Consider the following 13,816-nt stretch of genomic DNA (forward strand, 5'->3'; position numbering starts at 1 on the left):
ATCGTCGACCGCTGGTACCCCAGCAGCAAGACTTGTTCAGGTTGTGGCGCCCGGTTAGGCCAGCTTGCGCTGGCGGACCGGCACTGGACCTGCCCCGGATGCGGGGTATTGCACGACCGGGACGTCAACGCAGCGATCAACCTGAGGAACATGGCGGTGAGTTCCACCGTGTCGGCCTGTGGAGGAGAAGGCTCTGGCCTTGCAGCAATGCGAGGTGAAACCGGCTCCGGCGAAGCAGGAATCCAACCGCAAAGCTAATTCCGGTTAGATTTGCATAAGTTTGGAGGAACGGTTCGGCGACGGGCCGCCGGCGTCGTGGACCAGCCTGTACGACCCGTCGCCGGTCAAGGCCCTGGTCGCCGACTACGTCGACTTCGGCGCGCTCAAGACCAGCCCAGTGCGCCTGCTGGTCAGCGCGGTGGACGTCGAAAGCGGCCGCCTGGCGGTGTTCGACAGCTACGTCGACAACCTGACGCCCGAGCACATCCTGGCCAGCGGCAGCCTGCCGCCGGGCTTCCCCTGGACCACCATCGACGGCCGTCACTACTGGGACGGCGGCATCGTCAGCAACTCGCCGCTGGAGCTGCTGGCCACGCACTGCGGCAGCGCCAGGAAGCGCGTGATCGTGGTCGACCTGTATCCGGAGGCCAAGGCGCTACCGACCAACCTGATGGAGGTGCTGGGCCGGCGCGACGAGATCGTCTACGCCGAGCGGATCCGGCGCGACGACGCCCACACGGCGCTGCTGCGCGACTGGCGCAAGCTGGTCGAGGGCATTCTGGCCTACGCCACCTCGCCGGCCCAGGCCGACCAGGTGCGCCAGTGGCCGACCTATATCCAGCTGATGGGCGACAAGGACGCCGCGCCCGACATTACCCGCATCGTGCGCCAGGGCTCGGAGTGCGAGACGGCCGCGCGCGACGTCGACTTCTCGGCCGGCACGGTCGAGCGCCACATCGCCGAAGGGCGCTCCGCAGCCGAGGCGGCGCTGGCGGCGCGCCGCGGCGAGGGCCGCGCAGTACAGGGATAGCGGACGGGTGCCGGAACTGCGCGCGCCGCAGATGGCCTAAAGCTTGTGGCCCAGGAGCGACAGGCCTGCGGTTTGCGCGTCTTGCAGCCGGCCGCCAATCCGATCAGCGAGGAGTCCATCATGCCCATCAAGCACATCGCCGTCGCCTGCCAGGGCGGCGGCAGCCACGCCGCCTACGCGGCCGGCGCACTGCCGGTCCTGCTGCCGCAATTTCACAACGCCAGGCTGGCCGCCGACCCGGGACCGGCCGGCGCCGGCGCCGAGGAGGTGCTGCAGCTGGCCGGCATCAGCGGCACCTCGGGCGGCGCCATCAGCGCGCTGCTGGCCTGGTACGGCTTCCTGCTGGGCGGGCCGGAGGCGGCGCGCAGCCGGCTCGAGAACTTCTGGCACGCCAACTGCGCCAACGCGCCCGGCGAAAAACTGTTCAACGACGCGCTGCAGTGGATGGGCAGCGTGGCCCAGGTCGACCTCAAGCTCAGCCCCTACCTGTCGCCGCTGCGCGACATCGAGACCGCCGCCACCGCCACCTGGCCGATGCTGGCCAGCATGTGGCCGCCGCTGGGCAGCTGGATCCGCGGCCATTATTTCCAGCTGCGCGAATCGGTGGCGCCGCACGTCGACTTCGACCTGGTCGGCGCGCTGGGCGACTTCTGCAGCATCCCGCTCGAGGTCAAGCGCTGGCAGGCCTGCGAGCTGGAAGCGCGCATCACCGCCGACGCGCCCGCACGCGAACGCCTGCGCGCGCGCCAGGACGACATCGCCCAGGACGTCCGCGCCCGGCTCGCCGTCGCGCCCTGGATCGTCGACTGGACCCGGCGCCACGACATCGCGCCCGACGCGCTGCTGCGCGCCGTGTTCGACGCCTGGCGCGCGCCCGAGCTGGTGTTCGAGGCGGCCACGCTGGAGCGCCTGGCCGACGCGGTGCGGCAGGCCACCGACGCCATCCCGCAACTCTTGATCGGCGCGGTCGACATCGACAGCGGCGCCTTCGTTGCCTTCAGCTCCGAGCGCGCCGCGCTGGACGCCGGCATCACGCTCGACGCGGTGGTGGCCTCGGCCTCGCTGCCGTGGGTGTTCATGGCGCAGACCATCCAGGGCACCGACCCGGAAACCCACGAGAAGCGCCGCATGTCGTGCTGGGACGGATTGTTCTCGCAGAACCCGCCGATCAAGAATTTCATCAGCGGCACCGCGGGACGCGCGCGCAAGCCGGACGGGATCTGGATCCTGCAGATCAACCAGGATACCTACGACTTCAGCAACCGGGTCGGCAAGGCCGGGGCCCAATCGGGCGACGAGCTCTGGCACCGGCGCGACACGCTGTCGGGCAACCTGTCGCTGAACCAGGAGGTGGCCTTCATCGAGGCGGTCAATGCGCGCCTGGATGACCCGGCCCAGCGCGCGGGCCGGCGCGACAAGCCGATCGAGGTGGTGCGCATCGTGATGGACGGCGAGGCGGTAGGCGCCAGCGCGCGGCGCGACATGGGTCTGTTCTCCAAGTCCGACCGCGACCCCGGCCTGGCCAAATCGCTGCTGGCGCACGGGCGCGAACAGGCGCGGCGCTACCTGGCGCTGCGCGCCCAGTCCGGCCAGCTGTGGGAAACGCTGGCGCAGGGCATCGGCGCCATGGGCGCCCAGCCCAGCGCGCGCCTGGCCCAGGCGCTGCCCTACCTGGCGGGGCGCGAGCGGCTGGCCGGCGGCCTGGTGGCGCCGGACGTGATCACGGTCGGGAGCGCGGGGCAGGCGACCCTGCGCTGGCACGCCAGCGAAGCGGTGCTGGACGGGCGCACCTTGCGCATCAAGGGCAGCACGCTGCTCAAGATGGATGACGGCGCCTGGCGCCTGGATGCGACCCGTTTGCTCGACGTCGAACAGCGCGGCGCCAGCGGCGCGCCGGCCGGGCCGCCGCTGCCAACGCGCGCCGGGGCGCCGTGGCCCGTTGCTGGCGAGCAACGACCTGACGGTGGCGCGGGCGAGACCCTGCATTGAAGCGGAAATATGCTGTGAGAATTGGAGAGGTTGCCTGCAATAATTTTGGCACGGTCGTACAATAACGTTCGGCACGGCACTGTTGGGACCGATGCGGCCAAATATTGTTTTCCTGCTACGACTATGTCCACTGCGTAAAATACTTATTTGTCCTGTTCATGAAATCCTATATAGTCCCGTTATATCTCAGCAGTATTAGCTAATAACCCGTGTTAGAAAGCGCACAAGTGAAGATGCAAACCGTATTCAAAGGTCTGGGCGTCGCGGCCGCATTGGTCGCGCTGGTGGCCTGCAACCGCCAGGCCGACACCGCCAAGGTGCCGGACACCGCCGCCGCCAACACCGCGCCGAATGGCGCCGCCGTCGATCCGCACGCAGCGATCGTGCCGGAGACGGTGGAATCGGACAAGACCGTCTCGGGCGCCAGCCCGGGCGAAGGCAGCACCGCCATCGGTGGCGTGGTTGCAGGACAGGACAAGGACAAGCCGCGCGACACGGGCGCGTCCGAACCGACCGGTGGCGACGGCGCCACCACCCAACCAGCGGCGGCGCCTGCCAAGTAAAGCAGGCGAAGTTGCAAGGCGTGAACGTTGCGAAGGCAGTACGGACGGCGGCCGGGGAGATCCCGGCTGTCCCGCGTTGCGGCGTGCACAATCCATTACTAGTAGGAGAACCTAGATGGGCATGAATCGTAGGCAGTTCCTCCGCGTAAGCGGTGCGGGACTGGCCGCTTCCACCATCGTCGCGCTCGGCTTCTCGCCGTTGCCGGCGATGGCGGAGACGCGGCACTTTAAATTGGCGCGCGCCAAAGAAACGCGCAATACCTGTCCGTACTGCTCGGTCGGCTGCGGCCTGCTGATGTACAGCATCGGCGATGGCGCGAAGAACGTCACGTCGGACATTATGCATATCGAGGGCGACCCGGACCATCCGGTGAACCGCGGTACGCTGTGCCCCAAGGGCGCCGGCCTGCTGGACTTCGTCCACAGCCCGAACCGCCTGAAATATCCGGAAGTGCGCGAGCCAGGCAGCAACGAATGGAAGCGCGTTTCCTGGGATGACGCGATGTCGCGCATCGCCAAGCTGATGAAGGAAGATCGCGACGCGAACTTCATCGCGACCAATGCCGAAGGCGCTCTGGTCAACCGCTGGACCAGCACCGGTATGCTGTGTGCGTCCGCGGCGAGCAACGAAACGGGCTACATCACGCACAAAGCGATGCGTTCGATGGGCATGCTCGTCTTCGATAACCAGGCTCGCGTTTGACACGGACCTACGGTGGCCGGTCTGGCCCCGACGTTCGGACGAGGTGCGATGACCAACCATTGGGTTGACATCAAGAATGCCGATGTAGTACTGATTATGGGCGGCAATGCCGCCGAAGCTCACCCATGCGGTTTCAAGTGGGTGATCGAAGCCAAGCATCACAATAAAGCGAAGCTGGTCGTGGTCGACCCGCGCTTCACGCGTTCGGCCGCCATGAGCGACTATTACGCGCCGATCCGCGCCGGTTCCGACATCGCCTTCCTGGGCGGCGTCCTGAACTACCTGCTGAGCAACAACAAGATCCAGACCGAATACGTCCGGAACTACACCAATGCGCCGTTCATCGTCGGCCCTGACTTCCAGTTCGAGGACGGCCTGTTCTCGGGCTACGACGAAGCCAAGCGCCGCTACGACAACAAGAGCTGGGGCTACGAGCTGGGCGAAGACGGCTATGCCAAGGTCGACATGACCATGGAACACCCGAATTGCGTCCTGCAGGTGATGAAGCGCCACTACGCGCGCTACACCCCGGAGCAGGTCAGCAAGATCACCGGCACCCCGGTCAAGCAGTTCCTGAAGGTATGTGAATACATCGCGTCGACCGCCGTCCCGGGCCGCGCCATGACCATCATGTACGCACTGGGCTGGACCCAGCACAGCCAGGGCTCGCAGATCATCCGTACCGGCGCCATCATGCAGCTGCTGCTGGGTAACGTCGGCGTCGCCGGCGGTGGCCTGAACGCGCTGCGCGGCCACTCCAACATCCAGGGCCTGACCGACCTCGGTCTGCTGTCGAACTCGCTGCCGGGCTACCTGTCGCTGGCGACCGACAAGGAACAGGACATCGAGACCTATTACAAGGCTCGCGCCCTGAAGCCGCTGCGTCCGAACCAGATGAGCTACTGGCAGAACTATCCCAAGTTCTTCGTCAGCCTGCAAAAAGCCTGGTGGGGCGATGCCGCGACCGCGGAAAACAACTGGGCCTTCGACTACCTGCCGAAGATCGACAAGCTGTACGACGTGCTGCAGGCGTTCGAGCTGATGGGTCAAGGTAAATTGAACGGTTACATCTGCCAGGGCTTCAACCCGGTCGGATCGTTCCCGAACAAGAAGAAGATCATCGCCGGCCTGTCGAAGCTGAAGTTCCTGGTGACGATGGACCCGCTGAACACCGAGACGTCCGAGTTCTGGAAGAACTTCGGCGAGTCGAACGACGTCGATACCGCGTCGATCCAGACCACCGTGTTCCGCCTGCCGACCACGCTGTTCGCCGAAGAAGACGGTTCGCTGTCGAACTCGTCGCGCTGGCTGCAGTGGCACTGGAAGGGCGCCGAGGCGCCGTACGAGTGCAAGCCGGACATCGAGATCATCGCCGACCTGTTCACGCGCATGAAGAATGCGTACCTGAAGGAAGGCGGCGCGTTCTCGGATCCGATCACCAAGCTGGCCTGGCCGTACAAGATTCCGCACAGCCCTTCGGCCGAAGAGCTGGCCATGGAATTCAACGGCAAGGCGCTGGCCGACATCTACGACGCCAAGGATCCGACCAAGATCGTGGTCAAGAAGGGCGAGCAGGTGCCGGGCTTCGGCGTGCTGCGCGACGACGGCACCACTTCGAGTGGCTGCTGGGTGTACGCCGGCGCCTGGACCCAGGCCGGCAACCAGATGGCGCGCCGCGACAACGCCGACCCGTATGGCATCGGCCAGACGCTGAACTGGGCCTGGGCCTGGCCGGCGAACCGCCGCATCCTGTACAACGGCGCCTCGACCGATCCGAAGGGCAAACCGTGGAATCCGGAGCGCACCCTGATCAAGTGGAGCGGCACCAGCTGGGTCGGTTCCGACATTCCGGACATCCGTCCTGATGCGGACCCGAACGAAGAGAACCGCGTGCAGCCGTTCATCATGACCTCGGAAGGCGTGGCGCGTCTGTTCGCACCGACCGGCATGGCCGAAGGCCCGCTGCCGGAGCACTACGAGCCGTTCGAGTCGCCGTTCCCGGTGAACCCGATGCACCCGAAGAACCTGAAGGCTCGCTCCAACCCTGCGGCGCGCGTGTTCAAGGGCGACATGGAAGCATTCGGCACTGCGAAAGACTTCCCGTACGTGGCGACCAGCTATCGTCTGACCGAGCACTTCCACTACTGGACCAAGAACGTGCAGAGCAACGCGATCATCCAGCCGCAGCAGTTCGTCGAAATCGGCGAGCAACTGGCGGCCGCCAAGGGCATCAAGAATGGCGACATGGTGAAAGTCTCGTCGATGCGCGGCTACATCAAGACCAAGGTGGTGGTGACCAAGCGTATCCCGCAACTCGATTGCGACGGCATGAAAGTCGATACGGTGGGTCTGCCGAACCACTGGGGCTTCGTGGGCCTGACCAAGCCAGGCTTCCTGGTCAACACGCTGACCCCGTTCGTGGGCGACGCGAATACCCAGACGCCTGAGTTCAAGTCGTTCCTGGTGAATATCGAAAAGGCCTGATAAATGTCTTCACTTCAATCTCTCGATATCGCCGCCCGTTCGGCGACCACGGCCACCACGCCGATGGCCCGTACTCACAAGGCCGAAGTGGCCAAGCTGATCGACGTCACCAGCTGCATCGGCTGCAAGGCATGCCAGGTGGCATGCATGCAGTGGAATGATCTGCGTGACGAGATCGGCGACAACCACGGCGTGTACGACAACCCGCTCGACCTGACCCCGCAGTCATGGACGGTGATGCGCTACTCGGAAATCACCACCAAGACCGAGGACGAAGGCGACCGTCTGGAGTGGCTGATCCGCAAGGACGGCTGCATGCACTGCGACGAACCGGGCTGCCTGAAGGCGTGCCCGGCGCCGGGCGCGATCGTCAAGTACACCAACGGTATCGTCGACTTCATCAGCGAGAACTGCATCGGCTGCGGCTACTGCGTCGCCGGTTGCCCGTTCGACGTGCCACGCATCAGCAAGGTGGACTCGAAGGCGTATAAATGCTCGCTGTGCGCGGACCGGGTGGCAGTCAACCTGGAACCGGCCTGCGTCAAGATCTGCCCGACTGGCGCCATCCGTTTCGGCACCAAGGAAGACATGATCGACTACGCAGCCGACCGCGTGGTGGACCTGAAGGAACGCGGCTACCAGAACGCCGGCCTGTACAACCCGGCCGGCGTCGGCGGCACGCACGTGATGTACGTGCTGCAGCACGCGGACAAGCCGGGCCTGTACCACGGCCTGCCCGAGAATCCTTCCATCAGCCCGACCGTGGCGCTGTGGAAGGGCGCCGCCAAGCCGCTGGGCGTGGCAGCGATGATCGGCGCGGCAGTGGCCGGCTTCTTCCACTACATGAAGGTCGGCCCGATCGAGACCCATGTGGACGATCCGGATGTGCAACCGACGCCGCCAGCCGCGGCGCGTGAAGACGAACGGGTATAAGGAGAAATCATGTTCATTACTCGTTATCGCGACTTCACGCGCATGAACCACTGGTTCGTGGCGCTGCTGTTCATCGCCGCGGGCCTGACCGGCCTGGCGCTGTTCCATCCGTCGATGTACTTCTTCTCGACGCTGTTCGGCGGCGGCTACTGGACCCGCGTCCTGCACCCGTTCTTCGGGCTGTTGATGGTGCTGGGCTTCGTCGGCCTGTTCTTCGCCGTGGTGCGCGACAACTTCTGGACCAAGTCGGATACCGCCTGGGTCAAGAAGGCGCCGCAACTGCTGAAGGGCGACGAAAGCGGCATGCCGCCGGTGCACAAGTACAACGCCGGTCAGAAGGGCGTGTTCTGGATCTTCGCCATCAGCCTGGTGCTGCTGTTGATCACCGGCTTCATGTTCTGGCAGCCATGGTTCGCGCACTTCTTCCCGATCCCGCTGCGCCGCATCGCGATGCTGGTGCACGCCATCGCCGCGTTCGCGCTGGTGATGAGCGTCATCATCCACGTGTACGCCGCCATCTGGGTCAAGGGCTCGTTCCGCGCCATGACCCGTGGCACGGTACACGAGGACTGGGCCAAGTCGCACCATCCGCTGTGGTATAAGGAAGTTGCTGGCAAGGCCAACCAAGAAGTTACTCGTAAGAAACATTAAGGAAGCTTCATTCCAATGAGTCTGTCCAAAGCAACACCGTTGATGAGCCCGGAAGAAATCGCGGTCCGGGCCGGTCAACAGATGCCTTACCTGCACGTACCCGTGCGGGCCGAGGTGTTCGCCAACCGGGAAACCCGCCTGCGCGAGCTGGCGGCCGGTCATGCGATGCGCGACTTCCTGCTGTTCGGCGCCGAACTGGCGCACGTCCAGCATGAAGTCTTGCAGGACTACCCGCAGGCAGCCCTGCCGAGCGAGGACGACCTGGCAGCCGCCGGGCGTGCCGCCCGGCCGCCGCTGCCGGCAGCCCTGTGGCCGCGCGATCCGGCCTGGCGTGTGGCGACCCGCCGCATGCTGGAACTGCTGGTCCCGCGCCTGGCCGGCAGCCCGGCGCAAGCCGTGGTGCAGGGCCTGCTCGACGGCGACGACAGCCATCTCGAAGGCCAGGCCGAACTGCTGCTCAATGGCGCAGCCGGCCTGGACATGAGTGCTGCGCCGCTGGTGGCGGCCGGCCTGCAGGTCTACTGGACCCAGCTGGTGCTGGAGGTGGAACGCCTGCACGGCAAGGCGCGCCAGGCGCCGTTCGGGCGTACGCTCGACACGACCCTGTGCCCATGCTGCGGCAGCCTGCCGGTGGCCTCGGTCACCAAGGTCGACGCCCAGGGCGGGAATTATCGTTACCTTCACTGTTCGCTGTGCTCGACGCAGTGGCATATGGTGCGGGTCAAGTGCAGCCACTGCGAAAGCACCAAGGGCATCCACTACCAGTCGCTGGAGGCGCTGGCCACCGACGGCGCCACCCAGGATCCGGGCATGGCCTCGGTGCAGGCCGAAACCTGCGACGAGTGCGGCCACTACCTGAAGATGGTGCGTCAGGAACGCGACCTGCATGTGGAACCGGTGGCGGACGACCTGGCGTCGCTGACGCTGGACATCCTGGTGTCGGAAGCGGGCTTCCAGCCGCATGGCATCAACCTGCTGCTGCTCACCGGCGAAGGCAATCCTTCGGCGGAGACCAGCTTTACCGAAACCGCAAGGAGTTCCTGATCATGTCGCTCGACGAGTCCGTGGTCCACGGCTCGAAGGCGACAGTCAAGGATCTGCCTTCGATCGATAAACTCTTGCGCCTGCCATCCGTGCAGGCCTTGATCCCCCTGCATGGCCACACCCTGGTCGCGGCGCAAGCGCGCGGCCTGGTGGACGGCCTGCGCGCCCAGGCTTTGGCGGGCGCGCTGGACGTCGCCGCGCTTGCTCCAGATGCTCTGGGGCAGGCCGTGGCGGCACGCGTCGCCGCCCGCCTGGCGCCGCGCATGCGGCGGGTGATTAATCTCACCGGCACCGTCATCCACACCAACCTCGGCCGCTCGGTGCTGCCGGAGGCGGCGATCCGTCACCTGACGGCGATGATGAGCGGTCCGAACAACCTCGAATACGATATCGCCAGCGGTTCGCGCGGCGATCGCGACAGCATCGTCGAAGGACTGCTGTGCGACATCACGGGCGCCGAAGCTGCGACCGTGGTCAACAACAATGCGGCGGCGGTGCTGCTGTCGCTGGCCGCCCTGAGCGCCGGGCGCGAGGCGATCGTCTCGCGCGGCGAGCAGGTCGAGATCGGCGGCGCCTTCCGCATGCCGGACGTGGTGGCCAGCGCCGGCGCCCACATGGTCGAAGTCGGGACCACGAACCGTACCCACCTCGCGGACTACGAGCGCGCCATCAGCGAGCGCACCGCGCTGCTGATGAAGATCCACACCAGTAACTACGCGATCCAGGGCTTTACCAGCTCGGTGTCGGAAGCCGAGCTGGCGCCGCTGGCGCGAGCGCGCGGCGTGGCCCTGGTCACCGACCTGGGCAGCGGTTCGCTGATCGACATGGGCAAGTATGGCTTGCCGCAGGAGCCGACGCCGCAGCAGATGCTGCTTGACGGCTGCGACGTCGTCACCTTCTCGGGCGACAAGCTGCTGGGCGGGCCGCAGGCCGGCCTGATCGTCGGCTCGAAAGAACTGGTGACGCGCATCCGCAAGCACCCGATGAAGCGTGCGCTGCGCCTGTCGAAACTGCCGCTGGCGGCGCTGGAGGCGACGCTGCAGCTGTATCTGCAACCCGAACTGCTGATCGATCAATTGCCGACGCTGCGTTGGCTGACGCGCAGTCAGGAGACGGTTGCTGCCACCGCTGCCTCATTGCTGCCGGCGTTCGGCGCCGCACTGGCGCCGCGCTTTTGCGTCACCCTGGCGTCGATGCAGAGCCAGATCGGCTCCGGCTCGCTGCCGGTCGACCGTCTGCCGTCGAGCGGACTGGCGATCACGCCCGTGTTGTCGGGCAAGCGCGGCGTCGGCAGCGCCCTGGATGCGCTGGCCGAAGCGCTGCGCGGCCTGCCGCTGCCGGTGATCGGCCGCATCGCCGACGACCGCCTGTGGCTGGATTGCCGCTGCATCGACGACCCGGCCGAGCTGCTGGGCCAGCTGCATGCATTGCGCGCCGCCGTCATCGGCGACTGAATTTAGGAAAGAAACAAGCATGATCGTAGGCACCGCAGGCCACATCGACCACGGCAAGACCGCACTGGTGCGCGCCCTGACCGGGATCGACGCCGACCGCCTGCCCGAAGAAAAGAAGCGCGGCATCACCATCGAACTCGGTTACGCATGGATGCCGGAGCCTGGAAATGCAGATGGCCGCATCGGCTTCGTCGACGTCCCCGGCCACGAAAAACTGGTGCGCACCATGGTCGCCGGCGCCAGCGGGATCGACTACGGCCTGCTGCTGATCGCGGCTGACGACGGCCCGATGCCGCAGACGATCGAGCACGCGACCATCCTGTCGCTGCTCGGCGTGCGCCGCGGCGCGGCCGTGATCACCAAGATCGACCGCGTCGACGCCGAGCGTCTCGCGGCCTGCGAAGCGCAGGTGCGCGCGCTGCTGGTCAGCGCGGGACTGGACGATTATCCGGTGCTGCAGGTGTCGAGCATTCGCGGCGACGGCATTGACGACTTGCGTGCGCGCCTGGCGACGGAGGCTGCGACGGCGCGCGGCGACAACACGCCGGGCGCGGGTTTCCGCATGGGCCTGGACCGCGCCTTCACGCTGGACGGCGTCGGCACCGTGGTCGCCGGCAGCATCGCCGCCGGCGCTGTCGTCATCGGCGACGCCCTGTGCCTGGCCGGCGCGCCGGACCGCAGCTACCGGGTGCGCAGCTTGCAGGTGCACAGCCGCGGCGCCGAGTCGGCCGATGCCGGCCAACGCTGCGCGGTCGGCCTGGCCGGCTTGGAACGCACGGATGACCTGCGCGGCCAGGTGCTATGCGATCCGGCGATCGCCTTGACCACCCAGCGTATCGACGTCTGGCTCGACGTCGCCGCCACCGAGGAACGCGCGCTGCGCTCGGGCACCCTGGTGCACCTGCACGCCGCCACGCAGGACCTGCTGGCCACCGTGGCCGTGCTGGGCCAGCCGTCGATCGCGCCGGGCTCCGGCGCGCTGGCGCAACTGGTGCTGCAGAAAGGCGTCAACGTCTGGCATGGCGACCGCTTCATCCTGCGCGACGCTTCGGCCGTGCGCACGGTGGCCGGCGGCAGCGTGCTCGATCCGCTCGGTCCTGCGCGCTACCGCCAGACGCCCGAGCGGCTGGCTTACCTGGACAGCCAGCGCGCCGCCGAGCCCTTGGCGCGCTTGCAGGGCGCGCTGGCCCAGGCCCAGTACGGCGTGAATGGCGCGGCCTGGCTGCGCAGCGCCGGCTTGGCAAGCTGGCCGTTCGCGCTGGACGACGTGCCGGATGCGGTGGTCGGCGCCGGCGGCGAGTGGCTCATCGCGCGTGCGCGCCTGGAACAAAACGAAGCCGGGCTGCTCGACGCGCTGCGCGACTTCCACGTCAAATACCCGGACGAGATCGGCCCCGACCTGCTGCGCGCGCGCCGCCTGGCCGCGCCGCGCATGCCCGAGGCCTTGTGGCTGCAGCTGGTCGAGCACCTGATCGAAGGGGGCAAGGTCAATCGCCGCAACGGCTTCCTGCACCTGCCGGAGCACGGCGTCGCGTTACGCGCCGCCGAGCAGGTGGTGGCCGAGCGCGCGTTGCCGATGCTGCTCGACGGCCGTTTCGATCCGCCCTGGGTGCGCGACATCGCCGACACCGCGCGCCTGCCCGAGCAGCAGGTGCGCCAGGTGCTGGGCCGCATGGCGCGCGGCGGCGACGTGTACCAGGTGGTCAAGGACCTGTTCTACCATCCGGCCGTGATGCAGGAAGCGGCGTCGCTGGCACGCCGGCTGGCGGCCGAAGGCGAGGGCGGGGCGATCACCGCCGCGCGCTTCCGCGACCATACCGGTCTGGGACGTAAGCGCGCGATCCAGATCCTGGAGTTTTTTGATCGCATCGGCTTCCTGCGCCGGGTGGGCGACACCCACCTGCTGCGCCCCGGCACCATGCTGTTCCCGGAGCCTGGGGAGTCGGAGCCGGCCTGACCCTGTCGCGTTTTGCCCGTACGGGGTAAAATACGGGCTCATCGGAAGGAAATCGTCCCTGGTGGGGCGGCTGGGCTTCAAACCCAGTTGGTGGCGCCATGCGTCGCCGGGTGGGTTCGACTCCCGCATCCTTCCGCCATTGCCTTCCTCTCATTCTTTCTCCACGACGCCATGCAGATCCTCGGCTACGACTATCCCGACGATTGTTATTTCGACCTCGAGAACGACATGTGGTGCCGCGACGTTGGCGACGGCCGCATGCAGGTCGGCGTCAGCGCCTTCGGCGTCAAAATCAGCGGCAACTACTTCTACATGTGCCGTCCGAAGCCGGTCGGCACCGAGGTCGAGCAGGGCAAGACCATGGGCGTGGTCGAATTGAGCAAGACCGTGGTGACCATCAAGACGCCGGTCAGCGGCGCCGTGGTCGAGATCAACGAGGCGCTCGAGGACACGCCGGAACTGATCAACCAGGACCCGTACGGCGCCGGCTGGATCTGCGTGATCCAGCCTTCCCGCTGGGAAGAGGACAAGGCCGCGCTGGCGCACGGCGCGACGCTGCCGGAGGCGGCTGAACGGCGCATGAAGCTGGAACCGGTCGACGACTGGATCAAGCCGCAACTGCCATGACGGGCGGCCTGGCGATCATGGTCTGGTCGTGCGACCTGACCCGACCCGAACTGCTGGCCACGCCGTTCATGACCGCGCAGGCCGCGGCGGCGCTGGACATGCCGGTCAAGATGCTGTTTTCCAGCCAATCGGTGCAGTGGCTGCTGGCCGCGAACCGTGACCGGCTGGTCGGCTTCGGCGCCGAGCGCTGGAGCATCGGCCGGCACCTGGAGACGACGGCCGGGCTGGGCGTCGAGATCCGCGCCTGCACCCAGGCGCTGCATGCATCCGGCGCGGTTCGGTTTGACCTGAATGAGTTCTGCGCCGGTGTCGAAGGCATGGTGTCGTTCGTCGAACAGGGCCGCGCGCCGGGCTGGCAGATGCTGGTGTTCTAAGACCGCC

Annotated in this window: 12 protein-coding genes and 1 tRNA gene; all 13 read left to right on the forward strand. The window is 66.7% G+C overall.

Going from position 1 to position 13,816, the window contains the following annotated elements:
* The coding region (locus tag QPK27_RS23430; protein WP_290420586.1) for a zinc ribbon domain-containing protein at positions 1–258 on the forward strand (258 nt) is incomplete at its 5' end.
* A gap of 22 nt (positions 259–280) precedes the next feature.
* Positions 281–1,030, forward strand: coding sequence for a patatin-like phospholipase family protein (locus tag QPK27_RS23435; RefSeq protein WP_290420587.1), 750 nt, complete (start codon positions 281–283; stop codon positions 1,028–1,030).
* 120 nt (positions 1,031–1,150) lie between these two features.
* Entirely contained in the window at positions 1,151–3,019 is a 1,869-nt protein-coding gene (locus tag QPK27_RS23440) for a patatin-like phospholipase family protein (protein WP_290420588.1), read from the forward strand.
* Between the two features lie 233 nt (positions 3,020–3,252).
* The gene (locus tag QPK27_RS23445) at positions 3,253–3,582 is read left to right on the forward strand and encodes a hypothetical protein (protein WP_290420589.1); all 330 of its coding nucleotides are present in this window, start codon (positions 3,253–3,255) and stop codon (positions 3,580–3,582) included.
* Positions 3,583–3,697: 115 nt separating this feature from the next.
* Positions 3,698–6,769: a formate dehydrogenase-N subunit alpha gene (gene fdnG / locus QPK27_RS23450; protein WP_290420590.1), complete on the forward strand. Its 3,072-nt coding sequence runs from the start codon at positions 3,698–3,700 to the stop codon at positions 6,767–6,769.
* 3 nt (positions 6,770–6,772) lie between these two features.
* Positions 6,773–7,702 (forward strand): formate dehydrogenase subunit beta, encoded by a 930-nt coding sequence (fdxH, locus tag QPK27_RS23455; RefSeq protein WP_290420591.1) that lies wholly within the window; start codon positions 6,773–6,775, stop codon positions 7,700–7,702.
* 9 nt (positions 7,703–7,711) lie between these two features.
* Positions 7,712–8,353: a formate dehydrogenase subunit gamma gene (locus tag QPK27_RS23460; protein WP_290420592.1), complete on the forward strand. Its 642-nt coding sequence runs from the start codon at positions 7,712–7,714 to the stop codon at positions 8,351–8,353.
* A gap of 42 nt (positions 8,354–8,395) precedes the next feature.
* Entirely contained in the window at positions 8,396–9,397 is a 1,002-nt protein-coding gene (gene fdhE / locus QPK27_RS23465) for a formate dehydrogenase accessory protein FdhE (RefSeq protein ID WP_290420593.1), read from the forward strand.
* A 2-nt stretch (positions 9,398–9,399) separates the two neighbouring features.
* Positions 9,400–10,851: an L-seryl-tRNA(Sec) selenium transferase gene (selA, locus tag QPK27_RS23470; RefSeq protein WP_290420594.1), complete on the forward strand. Its 1,452-nt coding sequence runs from the start codon at positions 9,400–9,402 to the stop codon at positions 10,849–10,851.
* A 19-nt stretch (positions 10,852–10,870) separates the two neighbouring features.
* Complete coding sequence (gene selB, locus QPK27_RS23475) at positions 10,871–12,808, forward strand: selenocysteine-specific translation elongation factor (RefSeq protein ID WP_290420595.1); 1,938 nt, start codon at positions 10,871–10,873, stop codon at positions 12,806–12,808.
* A gap of 43 nt (positions 12,809–12,851) precedes the next feature.
* A tRNA-Sec gene (locus QPK27_RS23480) sits at positions 12,852–12,947 on the forward strand.
* Positions 12,948–12,979: 32 nt separating this feature from the next.
* Positions 12,980–13,435, forward strand: coding sequence for a glycine cleavage system protein H (locus tag QPK27_RS23485; protein WP_290420596.1), 456 nt, complete (start codon positions 12,980–12,982; stop codon positions 13,433–13,435).
* Positions 13,432–13,809: a hypothetical protein gene (locus tag QPK27_RS23490; RefSeq protein ID WP_290420597.1), complete on the forward strand. Its 378-nt coding sequence runs from the start codon at positions 13,432–13,434 to the stop codon at positions 13,807–13,809. Before QPK27_RS23485 ends, QPK27_RS23490 begins: the two co-directional genes overlap by 4 nt.
* The last annotated feature ends 7 nt before the right edge of the window (positions 13,810–13,816 follow it).

This window comes from Massilia sp. YIM B02443, assembly GCF_030411955.1.
In the GTDB taxonomy this organism is placed as follows: Bacteria; Pseudomonadota; Gammaproteobacteria; order Burkholderiales; family Burkholderiaceae_D; genus Telluria.

Bases quoted from the DNA above. Each gene is read 5' to 3' on its own strand.
- QPK27_RS23440 (WP_290420588.1), top strand. From the start codon at position 1,151: ATGCCCATCAAGCACATCGCCGTCGCCTGCCAGGGCGGCGGCAGCCAC.
- QPK27_RS23445 (WP_290420589.1), top strand. From the start codon at position 3,253: ATGCAAACCGTATTCAAAGGTCTGGGCGTCGCGGCCGCATTGGTCGCG.
- fdxH (WP_290420591.1), top strand. From the start codon at position 6,773: ATGTCTTCACTTCAATCTCTCGATATCGCCGCCCGTTCGGCGACCACG.
- QPK27_RS23460 (WP_290420592.1), top strand. From the start codon at position 7,712: ATGTTCATTACTCGTTATCGCGACTTCACGCGCATGAACCACTGGTTC.
- fdhE (WP_290420593.1), top strand. From the start codon at position 8,396: ATGAGCCCGGAAGAAATCGCGGTCCGGGCCGGTCAACAGATGCCTTAC.
- selA (WP_290420594.1), top strand. From the start codon at position 9,400: ATGTCGCTCGACGAGTCCGTGGTCCACGGCTCGAAGGCGACAGTCAAG.
- selB (WP_290420595.1), top strand. From the start codon at position 10,871: ATGATCGTAGGCACCGCAGGCCACATCGACCACGGCAAGACCGCACTG.
- QPK27_RS23485 (WP_290420596.1), top strand. From the start codon at position 12,980: ATGCAGATCCTCGGCTACGACTATCCCGACGATTGTTATTTCGACCTC.
- QPK27_RS23490 (WP_290420597.1), top strand. From the start codon at position 13,432: ATGACGGGCGGCCTGGCGATCATGGTCTGGTCGTGCGACCTGACCCGA.